This is a genomic window from Rhizobium sp. AN68 (genome assembly GCF_030758035.1).
In the GTDB taxonomy this organism is placed as follows: domain Bacteria; phylum Pseudomonadota; class Alphaproteobacteria; order Rhizobiales; family Rhizobiaceae; genus Agrobacterium; species Agrobacterium tumefaciens.
On sequence record NZ_JARWMI010000002.1, the window covers coordinates 1482744 to 1509052 of the forward strand.

The following is a 26309-nucleotide window of genomic DNA, read 5'->3' on the forward strand; positions in this document are numbered from 1 at the left end:
CAGATGAGAGATTGAAGGCTTTTTCGTAAACACTTGCACCGGTGATTGGACTCTGATTGCCGGTGCCTTGCCGATCGCAAATCGGATCCTCGACGATTTTTGATCGTATTTTTCCACCAAAAGTCGTCCACTTTTGGGGAAAAGTGTCAATTGATCGTCTTAGGGATTATTGGCGACTGCCCGCACCACCGACAACCTGCAACCGCATGGGTGGTTATAATGGTTGTTCTACGCAGGCGGATCGATATATCTAGCGCCTGGATCGTCACTTTAATCTGCGGGTACATGGAAACTTCACTTTATCTGCCCGTCAAATCTTTCCTTGAGCAAGCGGGTTACACTGTCAAAGGTGAGGTTGGCAGTTGTGACCTCGTCGGATTGAGCGACGCCGATCCGCCTGTTGTCGTCATCTGCGAGCTAAAAATGAGCTTCAATCTGGAGCTTATTTTGCAGGCGGTTGATCGCGCGGCTATCGCAGACGAGGTCTGGATTGCGGCACGGGTCTCAGCCAAGGGCAAGGGCCGCGAGGCTGATAAACGTTATCGCGACCTCTGCCGCAGGCTCGGGATCGGCATGCTCGGCATTTCCGATGTTGGGGACGTCAGCGTTATTGTCAGTTCCATATCACCGATGCCGCGAACCAACCCGAAACGGCGTTCGCGATTGATACGTGAACACGAGAGGCGACGCGGAGATCCGGCGGTGGGTGGAAGCACCCGCGCACCAATCATGACCGCGTACCGGCAGCAGGCACTCGGCTGCGCTTTGGCGTTGACATCGGGGCCGCTGCGCGTGCGTCAAGTCAGATCCAGCATACCGGATGCCGGGAAGATTTTGCTTGCAAACGTCTATGGCTGGTTTGACCGTCTGGATAGAGGCGTCTACGGCTTGACCGATACCGGACGGGAGGCACTGCGCCGATGGCCGCAGCAGGAGATGACGGCAAAGACCGTCGTTGATGGAGAGCCGCCGAAGGCCCCTTGATCTTTTGAAATTCGGCTCGATCTCTATGGGACGTTGATCGCGTCCCAACCCGCTGCGCAACCTACGCCAATACCGATGGCAACCGCGATGAATAGCCTGTGCCGTCGCCCCTCCCGAGGAGCAATAGCGCCACGGCCTCCAGCGAGATGAGGACCGGACTGTTGCCCGGTCCTGCCTTGATCAGCCCGAGAAATAACCGAAGGTAATGACCGGTTCCGCGGCGGTTTCGACCCAGATGCTTTTTGTCTGGGTATAAGCGAGAAGCGCGTCCCTGCCGCTGGAACGGCCGTAACCGCTTTTGCCGAAACCACCAAAAGGCGACATCACGCTGATGGTCTTGTAGCCGTTGATCCAGAATGTTCCCGCCCGGACCTGCGAGGCGACCCGGTGTGCCCGTGCGACGTTTTGCGTCCAGACAGCTCCGGCAAGTCCGTAAGGATTGTCATTGGCGAGCGAGATTGCCTCCTCCTCCGTATCGAATGGCGTAACGCCGACGACCGGGCCGAAAACCTCTTCTTTCGAAATCGTCGCATCCGAAGCGACATTATCGAGGATGGTTGGCGCAAAATAAAAGCCGCCTGTCTCCTCGAGGTGCTCTGGCTTGCGTCCGCCTGTAGCCAGATGCGCGCCTTCGCTGATGCCCTGCTGGACCATCTCGCTGATCTTGTTCCACTGGCGTAGATTGTTGATCGGACCGATCTGGGTTGTGTCGAGATAGGGGTCGCCGACAGGAATTTTCGCCGTTGCCGCCGCATAGCGCTCGATGAACTGCTGATGAACAGAACGATGAATCAGCAGTCTTGAACCGGCAACACAACTTTGTCCCGCGCCGCCAAAGATCGCCGATTGGGCGCCGAGGATTGCGCGGTCGATATCGGCGTCGTCGAAAACGACGTTGGCAGATTTGCCGCCAAGTTCAAGAATACAGGGGACCACATTTTTGGCTGCCGCCGCTGCAATCAGAGATCCCGCATGCGCCGATCCGACGAACACGACAAGACCCGTCTTGGCGTGGGCCACGGCTGCTTGCCCGGCGGTCACGCCCTGGCCCGCGATGACGTTCACCAGGCCTCGGGGCGCTCCACCCTGCTCGCAGAGAAGACCTAGAATGATGGTGCTGAGCGGCGTCAGTTCGGAGGGCTTGATGACGACCGCGTTGCCAGCACAGATGGCGGGCGCGATCTGCCATCCGCCGGTGTTCAGCGGTGCGTTCCACGGCGTGATCTGTACAACCACGCCGATCGGTTCCTGGCGTGTGTAGTTGAGATGGGAAGTCGGAACGGGAATGACGTCGCCATGCAGCTTGTCGCACCATCCGGCGTAATATTCGAACATCTCTGCGACTTTGACGACTTCGCCACGGATATCGCGGATCGGACGGCCAGCCGAGCGGCTTTCGATTTCAGCGATGTCGGCCGAATGTTCGCGGATCGTGCGTGCGATCTCGTTCATGACCCGTCCGCGGCCGGAGGCGGTGAGTTGCATCCATGCGCGTTGCGCTCTGGCGGCGGCATCCATTGCGCTGTCCACCACCGAACTGTCGGCGTCTTTGTATGTCGCGAAGGATTTGCCGCTGGAGGGATCGGTAAGGGTGAGCTCTTCGCCCGAACCGAAGACAATCTCACCATTAACGAAACTGCCGATCTCTTCGGTGCCGATGAAGGCCTTGAGGATTTCGCGAATGCGCGGACCCGGATCGCGGATGATATCTACGTTGCCCATAATGCTCGTCCTTAGTTTGAAGCGGGCTGGAAAGCGCCCATGCGGGTAAAGTCGTCGGAATCTTTCAGGTCGCTGGAGCCGGACCAAAGTTTTGCAACGATCTCTGCCATAGGCAGGTCTGCACCGGTCCTTGCTGCAAGCTCATGCGCAAGCCGAACGTCCTTTCGCATCAGTCCCATCGAGAAACCGCTGTCGAACTTGTCCGACATGATCCACGTTGGGAAATGCACTTCGCTGATCATAGATCGACCCGACGCTGCGTTGAGAACCCGTAGCGCTGCTTCGGGATCGATCCCTGCGGCGAGAGCAAGCTTCAGACCCTCACTGGTCGTTACCATGTGTGCTGCGGCAAGAAGGTTGTTCACCAGCTTGGCGACATTGCCCGCGCCGCTAGGCCCCACATGCAGGGCTTTGGCCGACATGGCTTCGATGGCGGGCCTTGCAAGAGCGACGTCTTCGTCAGTGCCACCAATCATCATCGTCAACTTGCCAGAGGCAGCACCGGCGGGGCCGCCGCTGACCGGTGCATCCAGAAAGCCGTGACCAAGCAAGGCAAGCTTTGCGGCAAGCTCGCGGCTCACGTCTGGTTCCGACGTCGAGGTGTCGATGATGATCACCCGCTGAGCGCTCCGGCTTTTCAGGATTTCGATCTGGTCGTTGACCACGCTGGCAACGTCCTTGGCCGTTGGCAGCGAGAAGACCAGAAAAGTGCTCTCTTCAAAGGCATGCGCGATGGTGTCTACGGCAACGACGCCGGACTGCTGCGCCAGCTCTTTCCTCTCTTCCGACAGATCGAAACCCAATGTCCGGAAACCCTTGCCAGCCAGCGTTTGAGCCATGCCAAGGCCCATGCTTCCAAGGCCAATTATTCCAACAATTGTCTGCTTTGCATCCGACATTTGATCGAACTCCCTTTATCTGCGCCGCCGCGTGGCATCGGCTGACGATCATTCAGGTGGGACGTTCTCATCAAAAGGGGACACTCGATAGTGAGGTGTCCGGGTACAGAGCGTTGCGGGTTCAGCAACGCGCATCAGGCTTTGAACGCCGTCATTTCGGCGGCGAGATATCCTGCGAGACTGTCCACCGACCTGGGCAGCCGGCGCCGTGCTTTGACCATCAGGTGGGCGCTGGCCTCGGACAGAAGCGGATCGCTCAGTTCGACGACGCCGAACGCCGACCTCATGAGTTCGGTTGACACGGCGAATCTGGGGAGGAAGGTCACGCCAAGGCCGGCGGCCACGAAGCGGCGCAGAGCATCGATGGACGGCGTCTCGATCAGCGGTGTAACCGCTGCACCACAATTGGCCGCGACACGGCTGACAAGCTGGGTGACGCCGTGTCCTTTGCTGAGCAAGGCGTATTGCGTGTCAGCCAGGCAGTCTTCGAGCGCCACCCGCGGGTTGCTCAACAGCCGATGTCCGAGTGGGGCGACAAGACAAAGCGGTTGCCGGGAAATGGCGAGGGACCGGACACGAATATCGATGACCGGATTGTAGGCAATGCCAATATCCGTATCGCCGTTGGCGACACTATCGAGAACGCCTTCGGTACTTCCCAACTGGACGTCGTAACGGATCGCCGGATAGACGGTGACGAAGGGCTTTAGCCCGTGTTCGATGAGGTCCCCTAGAAAACCCTCACCACAACAAAGCCGGATGCGTCCCCGTTGCACGCCTCTCAGCTGGTCGAGTTGTTCCGAAAGCAGACCATTGTCTTCGAGGATACGTTTGCCATGTTCAAACACCAGTTCCCCGGCCTCGGTCAGTCCAACGCCCCGGCTTGTTCTGTCGAAAAGCGGAAGACCGATCTTCTTCTCGGTATCGGCGATCTGGCGGCTCACGACTGAAGGGGCGACATTGAGATGTTCGGCCGCACTGCGGATCGAGCCGAAGCGAACGACGGCCATAAACATCCGCAGTGCTTTGGCATCCATGGTCTCCATCAAAGCCATCCTGTGCCGGAACGATTATCGGGTCAATGCGCGTTGCTTTTGAAGCAACGCCCTTACGCTGCCTTCAGCTGGTTGTCGACGAGGGATATCCACATCTGAACCCCCAAGGGGAGAAGCGCGTCGTTGAAGTCGAAATAGGCTGAGTGGAGCCCTGGATTTTTACCGGCCTTTTGCGCGCCAAGCCAGAAATAACATCCTGCCTTTTCGCGGAGCATGAAGGAAAAGTCTTCAGCAGCCATGCTCGGCATGGCGTCGACTACCTCGATCCCCGGCATGGTGGAGGCAATATCCCTGATGATTGCGGCGCATCCTGGATCGTTTATCGTCGCCGGATATCGGAAGAGATGATCGACGGTCGCAGTGCAGTCGAGATCCGGTTGCAATAGAGGTTGCCAAGGCGTGAATGCGTTTCTCTATCTTTGCGCCGACATCCTCCTCGAACCAGCGCGTGGTACCGCGGATGACGACATTCTCCGGGATGACGTTCCAGGCGTCACCTCCGTGTATCTGTGTCACCGAAATGACGGCGGATTCCAGAGGGGAGACGTTGCGGCTGGCAATGGTTTGAAGTCCGGAGACGATTTGAGATGCGGCCACGATCGGGTCAGCACCTTCATGGGGCATGGCTCCGTGAGCGCCAAGGCCGGTTATCGTGATCTCGAATGTTCCAAACGCCGCCATCATCTGGTCGTCCCTGGCAACGCATTTGCCAAGCTCCAGCGCCGGCCAGTTGTGCAGACCGTAGATTGCGTCCATGGGGAAATCGCGGAACAGGCCGTCCTCGACCATCGCCCGGCCTCCGCCCTCGTTTTCTTCTGCGGGTTGGAAAATGAAATGCACCGTGCCGTCGAAGTTCAACCGGCTGCAGGCGCGGGCGGCGGCAAGCGCCATCGACACGTGACCGTCGTGGCCGCAGGCATGCATCTTGCCGGGTGTGCGGGAGGCATAGGCAAGCCCTGTTTGCTCCAGGATCGGAAGTGCATCGATGTCTGCGCGGATGCCAATCACCTTTGAAGACGTCCCGCGGCTGAGCGTTCCGACCACTCCGGTCTTACCGTAACCCGTGCGAACTGAGTAACCCCATTCGGAAAGGCGTGCCGCGATGAAAGCTGACGTTTCCTGCTCCTGAAATCCCAATTCAGGGTTTTGGTGGAGATAGTGCCGCCATTGAACGGCTTCATCGATTTCCGTGCTTGGAAAGAATTGCTGCATCTAGGTCTTGCTCCTGAAGGATGCAGCCGTCTTTGCAGGACGGCCGCATCTGGTTCCGGTATTATTGCCCACCGATCCGAAGCGCAATGTCTGCGATAAAGACCGAGCCAATATATGTGCCGAACATCACGCAGACGGCGATGATGACGATCTTCCATCCCGATTTTCGTGCGATGTCGAATTCGCCCTTGGTGAGGGCGAGGCCGCCATAAGCCAGTGCGGGCGTCGCAAGAGCGAGGAAGTTAAGAGCCTCTACCTGCGAAATCACCCATGCCGAACCGGGAATGCCCGGAATTGTCACGAGGATCGCAAGCAGCGACGTCCATGCCACGCCCGGCAAGTAGAACGGCATGAAACGGGCAAACAGAAGACCACCGACCGAAACGAGGTACAATATACTCATGCCCGGCAAGGCGGTGAGCGGGTCTGTGCCGGTGCCTACCCAGTTCGAAACGAGGCCGATGAGAGACGCGACCAACAGAAGTCCGGAGTATCGGACGACGTTGATTTTGCGTTCGTCTTCACCCTCGGATGGCAATGTGTGTTCAGCGGACGCAGTGTGGGTTGAGTTCATGCTCATATCTTCGCTCCTGTCTGAACCTTGTTGGCGGGGTCGTGAGGCCGTGATTTTTTATAAAGCCACTCTGTCAACGGAAGTGCCACGAACAGGCCGACATAAAGACCGGTCGCATAGGTGAGGATGTTGCTCGCCGCTGCCAGAGCCAGAATGATGTCCTTGTTTTCCGGCATGACGGTAGCAAGGCTACCCGTGCAGGCTGCCAGCATGCTGCCCGAGCCGACGCCACAGGACATTGCCAGTGCGCGATAATCGAACCATCCAAGCGCATGGATCAGAGGAGGCATGATTGCGAAGACGAATGTACCGATCAGCGTCCCGGTGGCATAGACGCCCATTGCGCCAGCTCCCTCGGGGCTGTTCAGGCCGTAGCGATCGGCAATCAATGCGATGTTCGGTTCGCGGTCGATCGAGTAGGTGGCTCCGATCGCCTCACGGCCCATACGCAGGAGAAACACGGCGACCGGGAAAGCGATCAGGATCGTTCCGAGATTGCCTATTTCCTGCAAGACAAGCGCCGGGCCTGCCTCGATGATTTTCTCGATCTGAGGCCCAACTGTTGTTCCGAACTTCGCAATGAACGGCATGATCGCGATGGTGATCATAGTGCCGGAAAGTTTCACGGCGCTCGGCGGAATGAGCTTTGCCGTCTTCTTTAGAATATGCGGGTTAAGCGCGATGCCGATGGCAAACGCATACAGGATCGGCAGGAACACGACGGTTCCTATGCCGATCGGAACTTTTCGGATGCCGATTATTTCCGCAATGATGACGATGGCCAGGACGATACCGTGAAGCCACCAGCTTCCTGCTGATGTTGGGGCTCTGCTCATATTTTTCTTCCTCTGGTCGGTCGCGCACCGATTGTTTTTCTTTATGTGCACCATCGACGAATATGAAGTGAGCTATGACACTTTGTAGTCCCGGAAGCGGGAACAATGCGTTGCGCGTGCGGCAACAGACGGGCAGTCCGTGAGAGAATTTTGGAACAGTATTTCTCGGGTCCGATAGACAGCCAGGCTCGGGAAACACGTGAAAAATGCAACAGGCCTGCCGCGTGCAATACATACGTGCCGGACGAAGACGCCAGGAAGCCTCCGTTTACTCAGCGGCAAGGAGACCATGCCGAGCCAACGACGCGGCGAATTTCTGGCGGATTTCCCTGTTGCCGATGATGGGAAATGCACGCGATCCGGTAACACGTTCGATTATCAAGCTGCTCATCGCCAATTTTGAACGATATGAGGCATTTGTGCAAAAACTGGTATAATTGGTATGATCATTGAGTTTGAATGAAATTCATCATACATATTTATCAGTCTCTATTTTCCATGCATGGTGACCGACGTGCCAGAACAACAAAAACAGCGCAGCAAGTCTTCCGGGTCTCTGGTGACCAAGGTCAGCTTGAGCCTTAGAAACGCTATTGCGTCCGGCCAATATGGACCCGGCGACCGCCTGCCCAGCGAGATCGAAATGACGGAGGCGCACGGTGTCAGCCGCACTGTCGTGCGTGAGGCGGTTACGGCGTTGCGATGCGACGGGCTGGTGGAGGTTCGCCAGGGGGCTGGCATCTTCGTGCTGAGGCGCGGAAAGGAAGTCTCGTCCTCTCCCGGCGTCGATCGCGCCCGACTGTCTTCCGACCTTGAAGTGTTGGAAATCAGAACGCCGCTTGAAATCGAGGCGGCAGGCCTTGCCGCTCTTCGCCGTTCACCATCGCAGGAAGAGGCGATTTTCGACTGTCACGCCCGGCTTCTCGAATGTATTGAGCAGAACCGCTCCATTCGCGAGGCGGATCTGGCTCTTCACATCGCCGTGGCGACCGCGACCAACAATCCGCTCTTCACACAATTTCTCGAGTTGCACGGCCAGGCCGTCATCCCGCAATCCCGCGTGGTTTCCGAAGCCGCGGAAAACGACCAGACGGCCTACAGACGGCTGATCCACAAGGAACATGAGGCGATCGTCATCGCCATATCGGACAGAAATGAACAGGATGCCAAACTGGCGATGCAGGCGCATCTACGCGGCAGCCAGAACCGCTACCGTGACATGATGCGCGACCTGCGGGGCATCGCGCACAGCTAAAGACTTTCCGGAAGATCGGCGCCCCAGACCTCGATTTGCGTCAGTGCGGGAAATGGCGATGGGTCATCCGCTTTTTTAAGATCGTGCAGACGAATCCATTCCACCTGGCGCGGCGAGACTGAAAAAGTCTGGGCGGCCCCGGTTTTTTGCAAGGCGAAGCTTACGCACTCACCGTCGGAAAAGGTGACACTCGCTTGTTTCCACCATGCATCGTGGGGGAAATCCGCCCGCAGATAAAATGTCAGTTGGTCGATCATCACCGCACGGCCAAAAACAAGCGTCAATGAAGCGTCAGGATCGCGATTGATGCCCCAGCTGGTATAGGGCCAAAAACCGTGACCTGCGCTGGCTTTTTCACCATCAATCACATTGCGTGCCGCAAAGGCGGCCTCTCCGCGCGTCTCGGTACTCGCATAGACGTGTGGAAACAGGGCGGTGTTTTCATGGTCATCAAACGGGTTCAAGGCCAGGTTTCTACGGACCCCAACATCCCCGGCGAGCGCACGGCGCGCCGCGATCCGGTGAATGGCGCCGCTGAACGCCTGCGGCGGATAGGATTTTCGCCTTGAGGCGGAAGGAACGGGCAGGACGAATTCTGTCGTTCGTAAAAAAACCAGTGTCGCCGGCATTCCGGCATCCAGGGCAAGCCAGATGTGTCCGGGCTGTGAAACCTCGACGACAAGCCGATCACCCTCGCAATACTCGGCCCTGTATACGAGAAAAACCTCGTCTTCCGCACCGGTCTGCGCCAAAATCGCGCCAGCCGCATTAACGACCTTGAGTGTAAGCTTCATCGGCACTTCCTTAAGTGATTTTCAGGCAAAGACGGTTGGCTTTAACAGGGATGAGAATGCGATAGATCACCGGCGGCCAGGACTGGCGAAGGCGGGTATCGTCGATCGATATCGTCTCAATGGCCGGGTCGCCCTCGCCGTCGCAGTCCACCTTTCCTAGGTCTGCAAAATTAAAGCCACCCGGTGTGATTTGCGGTTTTTCTGCAACCATCAGCGACAGGACCGCGTCAATTTCGCCCCGATGGTCATCGATGATTTCCACATGGCTGCCGCGCAGCAACCGGACACGGCGACGATAATGCGCGACAGTTGCTGCGGCTGGATATGCACCGGCTATATCAAAGGAAATTTCCACCTTTCCCTCCGAGAATTCGGCCACAAAATCGCGTGCTGCAAACTCAGGTCCGGCGGATTGCATGACGCCGCCGAAGGTCGGCAGGTTGTGAAAGGCCGATTGCATCGTCCAGATGTCATAGCGCTGCGGGGAAAAGGTTTTGGCGGTGTAGGCTTCCACCCCCACATCGATGATGAATGGCCGGCCGTGTTTGTAAAGCGTGAAACTGCCGACATCGTTATGGTTATGGCTTTCGCCGTTATTGCCTGCCTTCACGGCAAGATCGAAAACACTGTCACGGGCAATCACCAGTCCGATGCCTGAATAAACTATGTCGGTCTTTGTGGGTGCCACGGGCGTAAGCGCTGACAATTCCGGTGTGGTGAGAACCGCCTGAACGCGATACCAAAGGTTCCATTCCTTCGACATAAGCCGGTCCGGTGAGCGGTTCCAGCAGGCGGCAGCGAAGGCCTGAAGCGGGGTCGAGGAAACGGCTTTGCCCAAGAGATATTCCCGCACCCCTGATGTCTCGACCTTCGCCGGCGCATCGGCGAAGTTGAAAAAACGGTCTTCTGCCACATGCATATTGAGGACGAATTCGGCCATGTTTCGCAGCTTCGGCGCATTGAAGAGCGGGGCAATCGAGCCGGGCGCGCAGCTTTCGACAATAGTCATCGCCCCGAACATGCAAAGTGCTGCATGGCCGTAATAAAGAACGCCCTCTTCGCAGGCCCCGTCTTCGGCATAATCCTTCTGAAACGCGTCGAGACTCTCAAGTGCCTTTTCAACCACCGAACGTCGCGTCGGCTGGTCTGTCGGCAAGAGCAGCGTCGAGAGCAGGACATTCTGGGTGATCCAGGCCGTCCAATTGTTCATCCGTTCTGCGCCGTTCCCCATCCACCAGAAATGTCTGTTCAGATATGGTGTCGTTATACGCCGGTCTATCTCTGCGTGAATTCTCGAAACGAGATTCGTATTTGCCCGCTCCAGCTCCGGTCCAAGCAGATGCAGGCACAACGCCAGATTGGCACCCGTTTCCGCAGCGAACAGGTCGATCACTGGGTTTTCCGGGTCAGGCAGAGGGTCACGCGGGCCGCCGCGAATATGGGAATTATGAGCGGGCAATTGCCAGCCGCTTTCCTCGCATATCAGCCACAGGCCATCGATGATGGCATCGAGAAAACGGCCTTGCCCCTCCGCGCATTCACCAAGAACCAGTGCGTTCAGCTTCAGCCGGCGGGAAAAATAAAGCCACTCGAAACGATCACGATTGCCACTCCCGCTATATTCCCGGTAGTCGCCCGCCAGAATGGTGGACCAGGACTCGCCAAGAGCCTGCACCGCCGCCTCGATAAGTCTGCCGCGAACCGCAGCCGACGCTGAGGAGTGAATTTTTTTTCGCTGTGAGTTCTGCCCCGAAATCGGCGAACCGATCGGGCATAAGCCGCATCATTTCGACAAACACGCCCTGAACCTCCCGCGCGTTCCGCAATCCGATGATTGGCTCCTATCATACGTATTTTTGAAAAACTAGAAAATTTGTCTGACTTTATGTAAAGTTGTTTGACCAATATCGATATTGTGTTATCCAGAGCGCGGGAGGCGGCAGGGTGAGGATCCCGCGCCGTTATGGAAAACGCAGCAGCCGACACCTGAGATGCGGTGAAACGGCAGCAATGGGAGGTAGGCTGTGGCAATCGCAACCGCGACCATGTCCGACAAGCAGGCGGCCCCGTATCGCAGGAAAAAAGTCCGCATCGTCTCCAGGCGGCGACGCCGGATCGAGAATGCGCTGGTGGCCTATTCTTTTATTGCGCCCAATTTTCTCGGTTTCGCGATTTTCACGCTCGGACCGATCCTTTTTGCCTTCGTGCTCGCCTTCATGCATTGGGACGGCTCCAATCCAATGCGTTTTGCAGGCCTGGATAATTTCTGGCGGCTGTTCGAGGACAAGGCCTTCATCGCGGCCTTATGGAACACGGTCATTTACACTGTCGCATCGGTGCCGGCCACGCTTGCCTGCGCCCTGGGGCTCGCGATACTGCTCAACCAGAAAATCTTAGGTCGCAACTTCTTCCGCACGGCGATGTTCTTTCCCTATGTGGCGTCACTGGTTGCCGTGGCCGTCGTCTGGAACATGATTTTCAATCCGGAGATGGGTCCGGTCAACATGTTGCTCTATACGCTCGGTCTCGATCCCGCCGATATGCCGGGATGGGCGGCGGACCGGCATTGGGCAATGGTTACCGTCATCCTATTTGGCGTGTGGAAGAGCATGGGCTACTACATGGTCATCTATCTCGCCGGGCTACAGGGCATCAATTCCGAGCTTTATGAAGCGGCCGGTCTTGATGGCGCCAATTCCTGGCAGAAATTCATCCACGTCACCCTGCCGCAGCTCGCACCGACGACTTTTTTCGTCACCGTCATGCTGACGATCCAGTCCTTCAAGGTTTTCGATCAGGTCTACATGATCACGCAGGGCGGACCGGGAACCTCGACGCTGGTTCTGGTCTATCACATCTACAACGAAGCCTTCATTTCTTGGGACCTCGGTTACTCCAGCATGATCGCCCTCGTCCTGTTCTTCCTCGTTCTCATCGTCACTATCGTCCAGTTCAAACGGCAGCGGGAGGATTGAGCCATGCGTATCATGGGCCGGAAAATCCCCGCCACCACGATCGGCATCTATTTCACGGTGATTATCGTCACCATCGTCATGCTCCTGCCGTTCGCATGGATGCTGTCGGCGTCGCTGAAGCTCAGCCGCGATGTCTTCGCCTTCCCGATCGAATGGATCCCTTCTCAGCCGCGCTGGGAGAACTATGTCGATATCTGGACGAAAATCCCACTGGCGCTGTTCATCTACAATACATCGAAGCTGACAATCATCGTCACGCTGCTGCAATTGCTGACATCCAGCTTTGCCGCCTATGCCTTCGCCAAGCTGCACTTTCCCTACAAGAACACGCTGTTTCTAGGCTATATCGCCACCATCGCCATGCCCTGGCAGGTCTATATGGTGCCGCAGTTTTTGCTGATGCGCGAATTCGGGCTCAACAACACCCATCTCGCGCTGATTTTCCTGCAGGCCTTCACCGCCTTCGGCGTTTTCCTGATGCGGCAGTTCTACATGTCGGTTCCGAACGAGCTTTGCGAAGCGGCCCGTATCGATGGCATGAACGAATACCAGATCTGGGCAAAGATCATGCTGCCGCTCTCGAAGCCGGCGCTCTCCACATTGACGATCTTCACCTTCGTCACGACGTGGAACGACTTCCTCGGGCCGATGATCTATCTCACCAAGACCGAGCTGAAGACCATCCAGATCGGCCTGCGCATGTTCATTTCGCAATATTCGGCGGAATACGGGTTGATCATGGCCGCCTCGGTTGTGGCGCTTATCCCGGTTCTCATCGTTTTCCTAGCATTGCAGCGCTTTTTCGTCGAAGGCGTCGCTTCCACTGGCCTCAAGGGTTGATTTCATGTTCGACTTGACCACGACCGTTCCGAACCCGATCACCGCTGCGGAAATCGACGCCGCGCTCGTAGCCGCCGTCGCACAGGTCCGGCGCAATCTGCCGCAGTTCACCTACGCGGCGCAGAACCACTCGAGCGTGAAGAATTTTTACCCCGCAGTCGCCAACGATCAATGGACCGCCGGTTTCTGGCCGGGACAGATGTGGCTCGCCTTCGAACATACCGGCGACAGGACCTTTCAGCACGCGGCGCAAATTCAGGTGCAGAGCTTTCTTCATCGGATCGAAAACCGCATAGAGACCGACCATCATGATATGGGTTTCCTCTATTCGCCCTCCTGCATCGCCGCATGGAAACTGGTGGGTGACGAGGATGGCAGACGAGCGGCGCTGATGGCCGCCGATCAGCTGATGGAGCGGTTCCAGCCGATTGGTCAATTCATTCAGGCCTGGGGTCGCCGGGATAATCCCAACGAATTTCGTTACATCATCGACTGCCTGCTGAACCTGCCGCTGCTTTATTGGGCAAGCCGGGAAACGGGCCGGGAAGATTATCGCACCGTCGCCCTTGCCCATGCCCGCACCACGCTCGCTCACTCTGTGCGGCCGGACGATTCCACCTATCATACATTCTATATGGACCCCGAGACCGGCGCACCGGTGCGCGGCGTGACGAAGCAAGGCTACAGCGACGAGAGCTACTGGGCGCGCGGACAGGCCTGGGGTATTGCCGGCATGGCCATTTCGTACCGCTACGAGCGACTTCCCGCCTATCGCGAAACGTTCGAGCGGCTTCTTGCCTTCTATCTGAAGCGCCTGCCTGATGATCTCGTGCCCTATTGGGACCTGGTCTTTGCGGATGGCGATGACGAGCCGCGCGACAGTTCGGCAGCGGCCATCGTCGCCTGCGGTCTGCTGGAAATGGCGGAGCTGGAAACGCGGGAAAAGGCCAAGGAGTATCGCGAGCTGGCGAGACGCATGGTGAAGAGCCTGATGGACAACTATTCGGTCCGCGACCCGGCGATCTCCAACGGCCAGCTTCTGCACGGCACCTATTCCAAGAAAACCGCCCACAATACCTGCCGGGGCGAAGGGGTCGATGAGTGCGTCTCCTGGGGTGATTATTATTATCTGGAAGCGCTGATCCGGCTTTCGCGCAACTGGTCTTCCTATTGGTGAGCGCGAGGAACAGATGGCAAGCATTTCCCTGAAAAAACTCAATAAAAGCTACGGCGCGCTCAAGGTCGTTCACGATATCGATCTGGATATTGCCGACAAGGAATTCATCATTCTGGTTGGCCCTTCCGGATGCGGCAAATCCACCACCCTGCGGATGATTGCCGGGCTGGAGGAAATTTCCGGCGGCGAATTGCGCATCGGCGAAGACGTGATGAACGATGTGCCCTCCAAGGACCGCGACATCGCCATGGTGTTCCAGAACTATGCGCTTTATCCGCACATGACCGTCTACAAGAACATGGCCTTCGGTCTCGAGCTTAGAAAAGCGCCGCGCGACCTCATCGATACGAAGGTGAAGGACGCGGCGAAAATTCTAGACATCACCCACCTGCTGAACCGCAAACCCAAGGCGCTATCCGGTGGCCAGCGCCAGCGTGTCGCGCTCGGCCGGGCGATGGTGCGCAATCCGGAAGTTTTTCTTCTCGATGAGCCGCTTTCCAATCTGGATGCCAAGCTGCGCGGCACCATGCGGTCGGAAATTTCCAAGCTTCACAAGCGGCTGGACGCCACCTTCATTTATGTGACCCACGATCAGGTTGAGGCCATGACCATGGCGGATCGCATCGTGGTGATGAAGGATGGCCATATCCAGCAGGTGGATACGCCCCAAAATCTATATGACCGGCCGATTAACATGTTCGTTGCAGGTTTCATCGGCGCACCGCAGATGAACATGCTTCCGGTGACGCTGCACCGCCAGGACGACGGCTTTATCGCCATATTCGACGGCAACCCATTGCCGCTGCCGGCAGGTATCGATCCTGGGCGTGTACTTCCCTACGAAGGAAAACAGCTCGTTCTGGGCATTCGCCCTGAAAATTTCCACGAATTTGCTCCGGCGGATATCGATGCCGCCAATGTCTCTCCCTTCAAGGCGACAGTGGAATTGGCGGAGCCGATGGGATCGGAAGTGCATCTCAATCTCATCTCGGGCGGTCAAAACCTCGTCGCACGTGTTTCACCGCGCTTCCGGGCGAAGATCGGCGATCCCGTTGAGCTGGTGGCCGATCTGACGAATGCGCAGCTCTTTGATCCCGCCACCGAGCGATCGATCCTTTATTGAACGGGCCGGGAGAAAAGCGATGCAATGGCTGGAAGGATTATGGACGAAGGAAGGAGCCGGGATCGACAAGAACGCCCCGCCGCCTACCGGTCTCGCCCTGTTCCTCGATATTATCAGACGCGAATGGTGGGAGATGGTGAAGCTAAACCTCCTCTTTATCATCGCCAGCCTGCCGGTCGTAACGATGCCCGCAGCAATGTTGGCCATGGGCCGCGTCTGCGTTTCTTTCTCGAACGACGAAAATACCTATCTGCTGCGCGATTTCCTTGAAGCCTTGCGGACATTCGCCCTGCGCGGCACCGCGCTTGTGCTTCTCGCAGCGCTGGTGGTCGGTGGCGGTGGTTACGCAACTGTCAGCTATGCCGATGCTGCCCGGTCGCAACTCGCCTACAGTGTGCCTTTTGCGATCAGCCTCGCAGTCACACTGTTCCTCACCCTTCTCTGCGCCTATGCCACCGTTGTCCTGGCGAAGGAGGATTTGCCGCTTTTACAGACCCTGCGGCGTGCGGCGTTTCTGGCGCTCACCAGACCATGGCCGATGCTGGCGGCGCTCAGCTTCGTCGCGGCGCTCTGGATCGCGCATATCCTCTTCTATCCGGTGTCCGTGTTTATGCCGGCAACCATCAATTTTTCGCTCGGCATGTTCGCCCTGTGTTTCGCGGCGAGAAACGTCGCCGCGCAAACGCGCCTGCGGATATCAGAACGGGCGGGGAGCGGCGTTTAAGACATACCAAAATCAAACGACATCAGTCAGGGAAGGAGAAACGGGCTATGGAGTTTAAAACAACCAGACGTGCATTTGCTCTGGCAACCGCCGGTCTCGGCATTGCCATGGGTATGGGAGGAACAGCATTCGCCGCGGGCGATGCCCCCGTCACCTTGAAATGGGCCCTATGGGATCTGGATAAGGGCGCTTACTTCAAGCCCTTGATGGAGGCCTATAAGCAGAAGCATCCGAATGTCACGTTCGAGGTGGTGGACCTCGGCTCGCAGGACTATACGCAGATGATATCCACGCAGTTGACTGGCGGCTCGAAGGACATTGACGTCGTTACCATCAAGGACTTTCCCGGATACGCCAATCTGGTCCGCGCCGGCAACATCACCGATCTCAGCGGCTTCATCAAGGATCAGAAGATCGAGACGGCACCCTATGGCGGCCTGATCGAGGAACTGACCATTGACGGCAAGGTATACGCCCTGCCGTTCCGCTCCGATTTCTGGGTGGTCTATTACAACAAGGATATTTTCGACAAGGCAGGCGTGCCTTATCCAACCAATGACATGACCTGGGCGCAGTTCGATGAAACAGCCTGCAAGCTGAAGGGCGGCATGGGCGCGAACCGCATTTACGGCGCTCTGTTGCACACTTGGCGTTCGACGGTGCAACTGCCCGGCATTCAGGATGGAAAACACACGCTGGTTGATGGAAACTATGAGTTCCTGAAACCCTGGTATGAGCGTGCGCTTGCCCTGCAAAAGACCGGCGCGATACCGTCCTACGCCTCGCTGAAGACATCCAATACCCATTACTCCGCGCTGTTCTTCAACGGAACGATCGGCATGCTGCCGATGGGCACCTGGTTCGTCGGAACCCAGATCGCCAAGGTGAAATCGGGCGAGTCGAAAAGCGCCAACTGGGGTATCGTGAAATTCCCCCATCCCGATGGCGTGGCGGCAGGTGCGACGGCCGCGCAGATTGCCGGACTGTCGGTCAACACCAATTCCGGCCATAAGGAAGCGGCGCTGGATTTCATTCAGTTCGTGACCGGGCCTGAGGGAGCGGCCATCATTGCCTCCACCGGCACTTTCCCTGCACTCCGAACCGACGATGTGGCTGAGAAGATCGCATCGCTGCCGGGCTTCCCGCAGGATCAGGGCAGCAAGGACGCGTTGCAGGCGGGCAAGGCCTATCTGGAAATGGCGGTCAACCCGAATGCAGCCAAGATCGAAGTCGTTCTGAACCGTGTCCATGACGCACTGATGACCGACAATATTTCGATCGATGACGGCATCAAGGACATGAATGACGGCGTCAAGGCCATCAAATAATTGCCATGGGCCGCAGGCGGAAAGCCTGCGGCCTTTTTCCTGGCCCAAGAATTCCGGACATTCGTCACCGTGCCCCATGAAACCGCCGCAGCCAATCCGCTCTTTCACAATCCGCTTTCAAGCAGGGACGATCTCGCAAAGGCTGTGATTGATCTCTTCAATCCGCTGCTTGCCTGTTTTTCGGCGGGCGGCGCGCGCGTGCAGTTGGGCGCGACAGGCGCGATATTTGATTACCCGGCTGCCGAACTGGAAGGCTTTGCCCGACCGTTATGGGGCATCGTACCCCTTGCCGCCGGCGGCTATGACTTTCCGCACTGGGATCTCTACCGGCGCGGATTGGCCAATGGCACCAACCCGGCCCACCCCGAATATTGGGGTGACACCGCAGACCGGCACCAACGATTGGTGGAGCTGGCGGCAATAGGCTTTGCACTCGCCATGGTTCCCGAACACATCTGGGAGCCGCTTGCGGAAACGGATAGAAAGACCGTCACGGTCTACCTTCTGGCGGCGCGCGAGCGGGAATTCGTCGATAATAACTGGAAGTTTTTCCGCGTTCTGATCGATCTCGGGCTGGAGCGGGTGGGTGTCGAATTCGACACGGCCAAGACCCATGCATATCTCGACGAAATAGAGGCATTTGATATCGGCAATGGCTGGTATCGTGACGGGCCGGTACGGCGTGTCGACCACTATATTCCCTTCGCCATGCATTTTTATGGGCTGATCTATACCGTGCTTGCGAAAGACGATGAGGCGAGAAAAAAACGGCTCATCGAACGCTCGAGAGTTTTCGCCCGCGACATGCGCCATTGGTTCGGGCCGGACGGGGCCTCGCTCGCCTTCGGGCGCAGCCAGACATACCGGTTTGCGGCGGGTGGTTTCTGGGGTGCACTCGCCTTTTCCGGCTTGCAGGCGCTGCCATGGCCAGAGATCAAAGGTTATTACATGCGGCATATCCGCTGGTGGTCGAAGCGGCCGATCGCGGATCGCGATGGCGTACTTTCCGTGGGATACGGCTATCCGAACCTTTTAATGAGCGAGAGCTACAATTCTCCCTGCTCGCCCTACTGGGCGCTCAAATTCTTCCTGCCGCTGGCGCTGCCCGCCGATCATCCCTTCTGGACGGCGGAAGAGACCAGATCAGAAGAATTCGCCGAACCCGTTTCATTGCCGGAACCGGGCATGGTTGCTTTCCATACGCCCGGCAACGTCGTTGTTCTATCCTCGGGGCAGCAGCACGACAGGATGCGCGGCGCGCAGGAAAAATATTCGAAATTCGTCTATTCCACCCGTTATGCCTTCAATGTCGAGGCGGATGACCGGCATTTTGCCGCCGCAGCTTTTGACGGCATGCTCGGTCTTTCCGACGATGGTGTACACTTCCGTACGCGCGAGACGATGGAAGAGGCATTGATTGCCGGAGACTGCCTCTATTCCCGCTGGAGGCCATGGGTGGGTGTGGAGATAGAGACCTGGCTCGTGCCGCATAATCCGTGGCATATTAGGCTGCACCGCATCCGGACCCCACGCGCGCTGCAAACATCGGAAGGCGGATTTGCCATAGAGCGCGCCGATTTCAACCGTGACCGAACAGAAGCGGGAGAATGCCGCGCTGTATGCTACGGCCAAAGCGACACAAGCGTCATTGTCGATCTTTCGCTCGGGGCTCGTCGTGAAGGACGGTGCCATCAGGCCATTGCCAACACCAATCTCATCCACGCCAGAACCCTCGTGCCGCAATTGCGTGGCACCGTTCCATCAGGCGAAACGCTGCTTGTTACGGCCTGCATGGCGCTACCCGCCGGCAAGGCGGCAGAAGCGGCATTGGTGACCTTACCGGATGCTCCCGATCTCACCGCGCTGGAAGAGATGTTCAGGCTTGAGGGACGTCGCGTTTCCGCCTTTGCACTCGATGAAAGCCGTGCAGGCTTGCCATTATGACAGACGAAACCCAGACTGTTTTCCAACGGCTGGATCGGCTGAATATCCTGACCTGGGAACGAAAACAGGAAGATATCGACCGTCCCGACCATCAGGCGCTGTTGCGCGGTCTTGAGCGCTCGGCCAATGCCAGTTTCGGGCAGGGCGTCTACATCGCCGCAAAAGCCGAGTTGCATACGGACAGGCTGGTGATGGGCGCGCAGTCCTGGATTGCCGGTTACGCAATCGTGCGCGGTGATATCGAACTTGGAGAAAACGTCTCGATCAACCCCTATGCCTGCCTTTCCGGCAGGGTGAAGATCGGTAATGGTGCGCGCATCGCCTCGCATGTCAGCATCGTCGGCTTCAATCACGGTTTTGACGATACCGACACCCCCATCTATCGCCAGCCGTTGACCTCGCTCGGCATAGATATCGGCGACGATGTCTGGATCGGCGCCAACGCAGTCGTGCTGGACGGCGTGAAGATAGGGCGCGGAGCGATTATTGCCGCGGGCGCGGTGGTGGCGAAAGACGTTCCCGCCTTGGCCGTTGCCGGTGGTGTTCCCGCCCGGGTTCTGAAATATCGCGGGGAAAAGGCAGATACGCCCAAGGTGCCTGAAACCGATCGCCTGTTGCGAGAACTCGGCGAGGAAATTGCCGGCGACTGGCTTGCCGCCATTCGCTCCTATGATGAGGGGGGCTCCTATCGTTCAGCCGATGCATCCGGACATGAGGTCGAAAACGCCAGGCATCTGTGTGATGCTATCGAGATCGCCGCAGCCTTCGGGCAGCAAGAGACCGCCTTCGACGTCGAAAGAACCGTGGCTGGCCTTCATGCTATGCAGGATACCCAAACAGGACTGTTTTTCTCTGCCAACCGCCGCCCTTCATCGCCGCCGGAACAGGACCCAACGGTCCTCTACAATATTCTGGCTGTCGGATATGCGCTCGAATGTCTTGGCGCCGCCCCGAAACAGCAGATTGCTTTCGTGGAGGAGATGCGTGCCGACGCCCTCATTCTTCTTCTGGAAGAACTCCCCTGGCAAAACCGGGCATGGCATTGCGGCGCTACTATCGACGCCATCTCCACCGCGCTTTATTTCAACCGGCGCTACTTCGTATCCGGCGACAATCTCGCCGTACTATTTGGCTGGCTGATGGTGAATGCGGACAGAACTACCGGTCTCTGGGGTGACGCGACGACCGAGCAGGGCCTGCTGCAACCGGTCAACGGCTTTTACCGCCTCACCCGCGGCTCTTACGCCCAGTTCGGCCTGCCCGTTCCCTATCCGGAAGCGGCAGTCGACTCGGTCATCGCCAATTATCGCGCCTATGGCGGTTTTCAGGGTACGGAGTTTAACGCCTGCAACCTGCTCGATACGGTCCATCCCCTGCTTCTCTGCCTGAAACAGACGGATCACAGGCGGGACGAGGCAAAAGAGATCGCCCGTGAAGTTCTGAGACGCAATAGGGGGCGCTGGCAGAAAGGCAGCGGATTTGCCTTCGCGGAAGGGCATCCTTCCGGACTACAAGGCACAGAAATGTGGATGTCTGTTCTCTGGCTTTCGGCGAGGCTCCTCGGTGAACAACAGCTTCTGCCATTCCAACCGAGAGGCATTCATCGCTTTGAACCAGTGGAAATCCTCGGCGGCTGCCGCAGATTATGTACAAATATGAATGCACATCTTGGAGTTGATTTCATTTCCTCTTGATTTACCTTGTGTATTTCCGATGATGTAAGACGGACTTGCTAAACAACCGACTCTGTACTCGATGAGTCGTGCAAATGAACATAACAAACGCCAAACAGAAATTGCTTGATTTTATGTCTGTCCGGTCCGACAATCCGGACCTGGTGAAAGCGCAATATCGCGCCTTCACCCGGCAGATGCCGATGATGTATTTCATACTGATTTCAAGTACATGGGCGCTGGCGACTACACATCTGCAACTGGCGCCGTTTTGGCTCACCATTGGAATTCCGGCTTTTTTTACACTCGGCTGCACCGTCAGGATCGCGTTCTGGTGGAGGACCCGCGGTATCGATCCCGCGCCGAAGGTGGCTCATGCAGCGCTTCAGCGCACAAATCGCCTGGCGGCCGGCATTGCCGTGGTATTTACGCTCTGGTCTTTTCTGCTGGTGCCGTATGGGGATGCCTATACGCAATCCCACGTCGCCTTCTACATGGCGATTACCGTCATATCCTGCATCTTCTGTCTGATGTATGTGCGTTCGGCGGCGTTCATGGTCACGGCCATCGTCAACGGCGCCTTCGTCATCTTTTTTTTGGCCTCACAGCAACCGACATTCATCGCCATTGCCATCAATGTTCTGTTGGTCTGTGCGGGCATGATGTCCATCCTGTTGACCAACTACCGCAATTTCGAGCGCATGATTGTTTCGCAGCAGCGCACGGAAGCGCTGAACAATGAGAACCTGCTGCTTGCCAATATTGACAGCCTGACGGAACTGCCTAACCGCCGCGCCTTTTTCGCCCATCTGGAAGCCGAGATCGAGAAAGCAAGGGTGGCGGGAACGCGGCTGGCGCTGGGCGTTATCGATCTCGATGGGTTCAAGCCGGTTAACGACCTTTACGGCCATTCCGTGGGCGACAGGTTGCTCGTCAGCGTCAGCAAACGTCTCACAGATACTCTGACGACCAGCAGGGCATTTAGACTTGGCGGAGACGAATTTGCGATCGTTGCCCCCATCATACCTGACGATGCACAACTCGTTGCAAATGCGAACGTGATCTCGGAACGGTTGAGGGAGGCCTATCATCTTCCCGAGGGGACTGTGCATGTCGCTGCTTCCATGGGAATCGCCGTATTTCCGTGCCTTGCTCTGACGCTTGAGCAACTTTTCGACCGTGCGGACTATGCGTTGTATCACGCCAAGAAAACCCGGCGCGGCGATGCCGTCCTCTTCGATGCGGAGCACGAAAAGCAGATCAATATCGAAGCTCGTATCGAACATCTGCTCAAGCAGAAAGAGATAGAAAACGAGCTTTCAGTCGTGTTCCAACCGATCGTCGACATACGCGATGGAAGAGCTGCGGGCTTTGAAGCACTGGCGCGCTGGCACAGCCCGGTCCTTGGGCATGTCCCGCCTGCCCAGTTCTTCGCCATTGCCGAGCGGGCCGGTATCGTCAGCTCGCTGACGCGGCCTCTTCTTCGAACCGCTCTCGCTTCCGCATCGGTATGGGAGCCATCCCTTAGACTGTCCTTCAACCTCTCGGCCCATGACCTCAATTCCTGCGAAGGCGTGCTGTCATTGATCGGCATCATCGAAAACAGCGGCTTCGACGCAACACGTATTGACCTTGAAATTACCGAAACGGCCTTTGCGCATGATTTCGAACAGGTCAGGCAATCGGTCGAAATGCTGCGGCGGCTCGGTTGCGGCATTTCGCTTGATGATTTCGGCACCGGTTATTCCAGCCTGACACGGCTGCACGCTCTCCCCCTCACCAAGATCAAGATTGACCGCAGCTTCGTCACGGATCTGCACGAAAAGCCAGCCAGCTACAAAATCGTTAAATCGCTGCTCACGCTCAGCCGCGACATGGGGCTGGAATGCGTGGTGGAAGGGGTCGAAACACTGGAGGAACTCGCGGCCCTTGAAGGTCTCGGTGCTACGCTGGTGCAGGGTTATATCTATGCGGCGCCACTACGAGAACAGGATGTCCGTGAGTTTCTTTCCGGACAGGAAAAAAAGCGCATGATCCTGTCAGCCTGAAGTGGCCTGGGTTTTTCGGGCCCGATTTTCCGGCTGCGATGCCTGCCTGCTGATGTTGATCCGGGGAAGGACAGGAAACAGGGCTCGGCGACTTCTATCGTGGCGTAGAAAGGCGTGCTTTGAATTGACGTGTTTGCTTTGTCTGCCTGGCAGGTTTTAGCGTCCGCCTTGTTTTCCGCGCAATCCTGGCGCAGTATAAGCTTCGTTGTGCTGGCAGCACGGCTCCCCGGTGTCAGAGAGGCACCGCCTCTTCTTCGTTGTCATTTAGTGAACGTTTGCGCTGACGGTGCCGTATTTCTTTGCGGTAATCACCGAGATGTCACCTGTTGCGTCACGAGCATGCAGGTTGACGGGCGATTACGCTGCCATCAGTTGCACAACGCAGACCATCTGCATTTCTCCAGTGCCATTTCATGGCATCTGGTCGTTTCGCTCCTGGATTTTCTTGGTACCACCCGGACACGACACCGCATTTAGTCCTTAGGGATGTCTGGCTCAAGCACCACTCCGATCGATAGGGACTTTCGACCGAGAAACAGGAACGCAGCAGTTGCAATGTAGAATAAAACCGGCTCCACGCGGATCAAAGCCGCGCTGAAGCCTCGGATGAAAGGCAAGACCATGAATAGTTATAAAGACCAAAGACGCCAGGCGCTCAGGATCGAAGTTTGGGAGAACGAAGGCGGGTCTTCCGTAGCGGATACGCTTGACTCCCAATATGGAAGAAGGATCGAGAGGGATCAAACCTGGACCATATATCATGTATTCACCGGTGTACCGGTACGGGTGGGTGGCCGCAGGCTGAGCGAACTCAGCATATCGGAAGCAACCGATGGCATGCTTTCACTCAATCGTCGCAACGTTTTGCGAAGGGAAGAACGCAGCAGGTGTGAAGCATGACACTGGCTTTCCCCAACTCGGCCCGCAGTTTTGACGACGTGCGTAAAGCTGTGCGGTTTTTCGGCCATGACGGCATGTTCGAAATCCGGTTTTTTGTCGAAGCCGCTGCACTCGCCAAGGGCGGCGTGCATGCAACAGGCATGTCGGAAGCCCAATGCCTTTCGTCTTTTGACGCAATGCGCACGCCGATCTACGAGGCTGCCAAGAAGGTGTATGCCAAGTACCGGCGCAATCTGAACGTCCTGACGCCTTCCGACTTCGGCTAGAGCACATCCTGTTTAGACAAAATTGTCTGACGTGCTCTCGCTATTTGTTTTTACGCATTTTCCGGGCGTAAAACTGCTACGCACTTTAGGAAATGCGCGACCATTGCGGGATCATGGAATGGCGCGCGGGCCGACGTCTACGGTTGCGACACCGCGAGCCAATGCATCATCGATTTCAGTCGGTGACACCTGAAGGAACTGTCGGCGGTTCATGGCGACAGCGATCGCGGGAATCTCTAGATGGGTTCCCACGCGGCGATACGCCGTGAAGCTGAGGCCCTCTATCAATTCCTCGTCTATGACCAGGCGATAAGTGCCCGCTCCCAAGGGTTCCGAAAGGGCCTCCAGACGGAACGGATGCGTGAATGTGATTTCGGTCTCTGTGGTTCTTTCGATCATGTCCAACACCGCGTTCCGTTGCGTTAAAACCTGCACAGTTACAGCCGGTTATCGCAACTATGCGCCGATCAGGATGTAAACGATCAGCGCCACACTTGCCGCAGACAAGCCGTAGCCAGCCAGCGTTGCGAGATTCTGTTTTGTCGGTTGGTGGAATATGGAAGACATGGCGTCCTCCTTTGTCGGGGCCAGGGTATTCAACCCTTAAACAGCAGCGCCCGTACTATAGCTGCTGGAACAAACACATTGGACCCGTTTCAATCGTTTAGCAATGAAACAATCCTGATAATCAGAGGTGCTGATCGAAGACCCCTCTATGTGAAGGCGAGGAGCGCCGTCACTCTTCCTGCGAGGCCTTTGTCCGCCGGAAGGCCGCAAAAGTCTCCGATATGCCAAAATTCGAATGCCTCACCAAATGATCTTGACAGGGGGCAAGTTTTGGATTTCCTTGTAAACCGGTTTAGTAAATCGCTTTACAAGCCTATCAAGAGGCCAAAGGCCCACGGGAACAGGAACGGGAAGAATGATGGCGCCAAATCGTGCGGCTAGTCTGAAGGATGTTGCCCGCACGGCGGGTGTTTCCGTCGCCACGGTGTCGCGGCTGCTCAACGGCTCGCTGGAATTGCCTGCGGACACGAAGGCCCGCATCGAAGACGCCATTCGCCAGCTCAACTATGTTCCTAACCCGCATGCCCGGCGTCTGAGCCGTGGGCGCTCCGATACGATCGGTCTCGTCGTTCCCGATATCGGCAACCCGTTCTTCGGCATGCTGGTTGCAGCAGTGGAAGAGGAGGCAGACAGGCGCGGTCTTGCCGTATCGCTTTTCGCAACGTTGAACCGGCCGGGACGCGAACTGTCCTATCTGCGGCTTCTTGCCCGCAACCATGTCGACGGGCTGGTCTTCGTTACCAACCACCCCGATACGGACGAGCTTGCCGAGCTTATCAGCGCCACCGGCAAAGTCGTTGTGGTCGATGAAGACGTCAGTGGGGCATCCGTGCCGAAGCTGTTCTGTGATAATGAACAGGGCGGCCGCCTGGCTGGCGAACACCTTGCCGGATATGGCCACGAACGTGTGCTTTATGTCGGCGGCCCGGCAGAAATGCTCAGCACGCAGCGGCGTTTCCTTGGGTTGGAGGCAGCGTTGCGGACACATTGCGGCTGCGAGCCGTCGATCATGCGTTATTGCGGCGACTATACTGCGGAGTTCGGTCGCGAGGCGGCCTTGCGTTTTCTTTCCGAAGGCCGTCCCGCCACGGCAATTTTCGCCAGCTCCGACGAAATCGCCATCGGGATGATTGAAGTCTTGCGGGCGCAGGGTGTGCGCATTCCGCAGGACGTATCGATGATCGGCTTCGACGATGTCGGCCCGCTGCATCTGTTCGATCCGCCGCTTACCGCCATTCGCCAGCCGGTCAGGGCCATTGGCCAGCGCGCCCTGTCGTTGCTCGCCGAAACCAATTGGGAACAGGAAACTCCGGCCCATCCGGAAGAGCTGCTTCCCGTAGAAATCGTCGTGCGGAGCTCCGTTGCGCCGCCGTCGAAACAATAATTGCGACGGACAAAACCAACAGAGGAAGA

At 57.2% G+C, this 26309-nt stretch carries 20 protein-coding genes and 2 pseudogenes; 13 read left to right on the plus strand and 9 right to left on the minus strand.

Annotated features, from left to right (window positions below; translation table 11 throughout):
• Nucleotides 1–285: 285 nt before the first annotated feature.
• Complete coding sequence (locus RBH71_RS10240; protein ID WP_003518312.1) at nucleotides 286–984, plus strand: DUF2161 domain-containing phosphodiesterase; 699 nt, start codon at nucleotides 286–288, stop codon at nucleotides 982–984.
• A gap of 180 nt (nucleotides 985–1164) precedes the next feature.
• Here RBH71_RS10240 and RBH71_RS10245 read toward each other — a convergent pair whose 3' ends face one another.
• The 6 genes and pseudogenes from RBH71_RS10245 to RBH71_RS10270 all read right to left on the minus strand — a co-directional run bounded on the left by RBH71_RS10245 (nucleotide 1165) and on the right by RBH71_RS10270 (nucleotide 7282).
• Nucleotides 1165–2706 carry an aldehyde dehydrogenase family protein gene (locus RBH71_RS10245; RefSeq protein ID WP_003518309.1) on the minus strand — a complete coding sequence of 514 codons (1542 nt, stop codon included), beginning with the start codon at nucleotides 2704–2706 and terminating at the stop codon, nucleotides 1165–1167.
• An 11-nt stretch (nucleotides 2707–2717) separates the two neighbouring features.
• The gene (locus tag RBH71_RS10250) at nucleotides 2718–3605 is read right to left on the minus strand and encodes an NAD(P)-dependent oxidoreductase (protein ID WP_013762195.1); all 888 of its coding nucleotides are present in this window, start codon (nucleotides 3603–3605) and stop codon (nucleotides 2718–2720) included.
• A gap of 134 nt (nucleotides 3606–3739) precedes the next feature.
• Entirely contained in the window at nucleotides 3740–4651 is a 912-nt protein-coding gene (locus RBH71_RS10255) for a LysR family transcriptional regulator (protein ID WP_003518306.1), read from the minus strand.
• 62 nt (nucleotides 4652–4713) lie between these two features.
• A pseudogene (locus tag RBH71_RS10260) lies at nucleotides 4714–5872 on the minus strand (M20 aminoacylase family protein).
• 61 nt (nucleotides 5873–5933) lie between these two features.
• The gene (locus RBH71_RS10265) at nucleotides 5934–6452 is read right to left on the minus strand and encodes a hypothetical protein (RefSeq protein ID WP_003518302.1); all 519 of its coding nucleotides are present in this window, start codon (nucleotides 6450–6452) and stop codon (nucleotides 5934–5936) included.
• Nucleotides 6449–7282 carry a DUF3100 domain-containing protein gene (locus RBH71_RS10270; protein ID WP_013762197.1) on the minus strand — a complete coding sequence of 278 codons (834 nt, stop codon included), beginning with the start codon at nucleotides 7280–7282 and terminating at the stop codon, nucleotides 6449–6451. Before RBH71_RS10270 ends, RBH71_RS10265 begins: the two co-directional genes overlap by 4 nt.
• Before the next feature lie 502 nt (nucleotides 7283–7784).
• On the opposite strand from RBH71_RS10270, the gene RBH71_RS10275 reads away from it, so the two are divergent.
• Nucleotides 7785–8537, plus strand: a complete 753-nt coding sequence (locus tag RBH71_RS10275) for a FadR/GntR family transcriptional regulator (protein WP_080581068.1) — start codon at nucleotides 7785–7787, stop codon at nucleotides 8535–8537.
• Here RBH71_RS10275 and RBH71_RS10280 read toward each other — a convergent pair.
• Nucleotides 8534–9331 carry a carbohydrate-binding protein gene (locus RBH71_RS10280; protein ID WP_080849816.1) on the minus strand — a complete coding sequence of 266 codons (798 nt, stop codon included), beginning with the start codon at nucleotides 9329–9331 and terminating at the stop codon, nucleotides 8534–8536. The genes RBH71_RS10275 and RBH71_RS10280 overlap by 4 nt on opposite strands.
• Nucleotides 9332–9341: 10 nt before the next feature.
• Nucleotides 9342–11130, minus strand: a pseudogene (locus tag RBH71_RS10285) (heparinase II/III domain-containing protein).
• Between the two features lie 246 nt (nucleotides 11131–11376).
• Between RBH71_RS10285 and RBH71_RS10290 the strand changes: the two are divergent.
• The 10 genes from RBH71_RS10290 (at nucleotide 11377) to RBH71_RS10340 (ending at nucleotide 24329) form a co-directional block, all read left to right on the plus strand.
• On the plus strand, nucleotides 11377–12306 hold the full coding sequence (locus RBH71_RS10290) for a carbohydrate ABC transporter permease (protein WP_236759678.1): 930 nt from the start codon (nucleotides 11377–11379) through the stop codon (nucleotides 12304–12306).
• A 3-nt stretch (nucleotides 12307–12309) separates the two neighbouring features.
• On the plus strand, nucleotides 12310–13146 hold the full coding sequence (locus tag RBH71_RS10295) for a carbohydrate ABC transporter permease (protein ID WP_003518288.1): 837 nt from the start codon (nucleotides 12310–12312) through the stop codon (nucleotides 13144–13146).
• Between the two features lie 4 nt (nucleotides 13147–13150).
• Nucleotides 13151–14323: a glycoside hydrolase family 88 protein gene (locus tag RBH71_RS10300; protein ID WP_003518286.1), complete on the plus strand. Its 1173-nt coding sequence runs from the start codon at nucleotides 13151–13153 to the stop codon at nucleotides 14321–14323.
• A 13-nt stretch (nucleotides 14324–14336) separates the two neighbouring features.
• Complete coding sequence (locus tag RBH71_RS10305; RefSeq protein WP_003518284.1) at nucleotides 14337–15446, plus strand: ABC transporter ATP-binding protein; 1110 nt, start codon at nucleotides 14337–14339, stop codon at nucleotides 15444–15446.
• Between the two features lie 19 nt (nucleotides 15447–15465).
• Entirely contained in the window at nucleotides 15466–16170 is a 705-nt protein-coding gene (locus tag RBH71_RS10310) for a DUF624 domain-containing protein (protein ID WP_003518282.1), read from the plus strand.
• Between the two features lie 47 nt (nucleotides 16171–16217).
• Entirely contained in the window at nucleotides 16218–17498 is a 1281-nt protein-coding gene (locus tag RBH71_RS10315) for an ABC transporter substrate-binding protein (protein WP_416349311.1), read from the plus strand.
• Between the two features lie 69 nt (nucleotides 17499–17567).
• Nucleotides 17568–19442: a DUF2264 domain-containing protein gene (locus RBH71_RS10320; RefSeq protein ID WP_323687270.1), complete on the plus strand. Its 1875-nt coding sequence runs from the start codon at nucleotides 17568–17570 to the stop codon at nucleotides 19440–19442.
• Nucleotides 19439–21136 (plus strand): acyltransferase, encoded by a 1698-nt coding sequence (locus tag RBH71_RS10325; protein WP_003518277.1) that lies wholly within the window; start codon nucleotides 19439–19441, stop codon nucleotides 21134–21136. Before RBH71_RS10320 ends, RBH71_RS10325 begins: the two co-directional genes overlap by 4 nt.
• 74 nt (nucleotides 21137–21210) lie before the next feature.
• The gene (locus RBH71_RS10330; RefSeq protein ID WP_162632381.1) at nucleotides 21211–23163 is read left to right on the plus strand and encodes a putative bifunctional diguanylate cyclase/phosphodiesterase; all 1953 of its coding nucleotides are present in this window, start codon (nucleotides 21211–21213) and stop codon (nucleotides 23161–23163) included.
• A gap of 896 nt (nucleotides 23164–24059) precedes the next feature.
• Nucleotides 24060–24329, plus strand: a complete 270-nt coding sequence (locus RBH71_RS10340) for a DUF1488 domain-containing protein (protein ID WP_003518274.1) — start codon at nucleotides 24060–24062, stop codon at nucleotides 24327–24329.
• A gap of 111 nt (nucleotides 24330–24440) precedes the next feature.
• Here the strand turns inward: RBH71_RS10340 and RBH71_RS10345 are convergent, their stop codons facing one another.
• Entirely contained in the window at nucleotides 24441–24728 is a 288-nt protein-coding gene (locus tag RBH71_RS10345) for a hypothetical protein (RefSeq protein WP_003518273.1), read from the minus strand.
• A gap of 526 nt (nucleotides 24729–25254) precedes the next feature.
• Between RBH71_RS10345 and RBH71_RS10350 the strand changes: the two genes are divergently transcribed.
• Nucleotides 25255–26280, plus strand: coding sequence for a LacI family DNA-binding transcriptional regulator (locus tag RBH71_RS10350; RefSeq protein ID WP_035252703.1), 1026 nt, complete (start codon nucleotides 25255–25257; stop codon nucleotides 26278–26280).
• Nucleotides 26281–26309 lie beyond the last annotated feature (29 nt).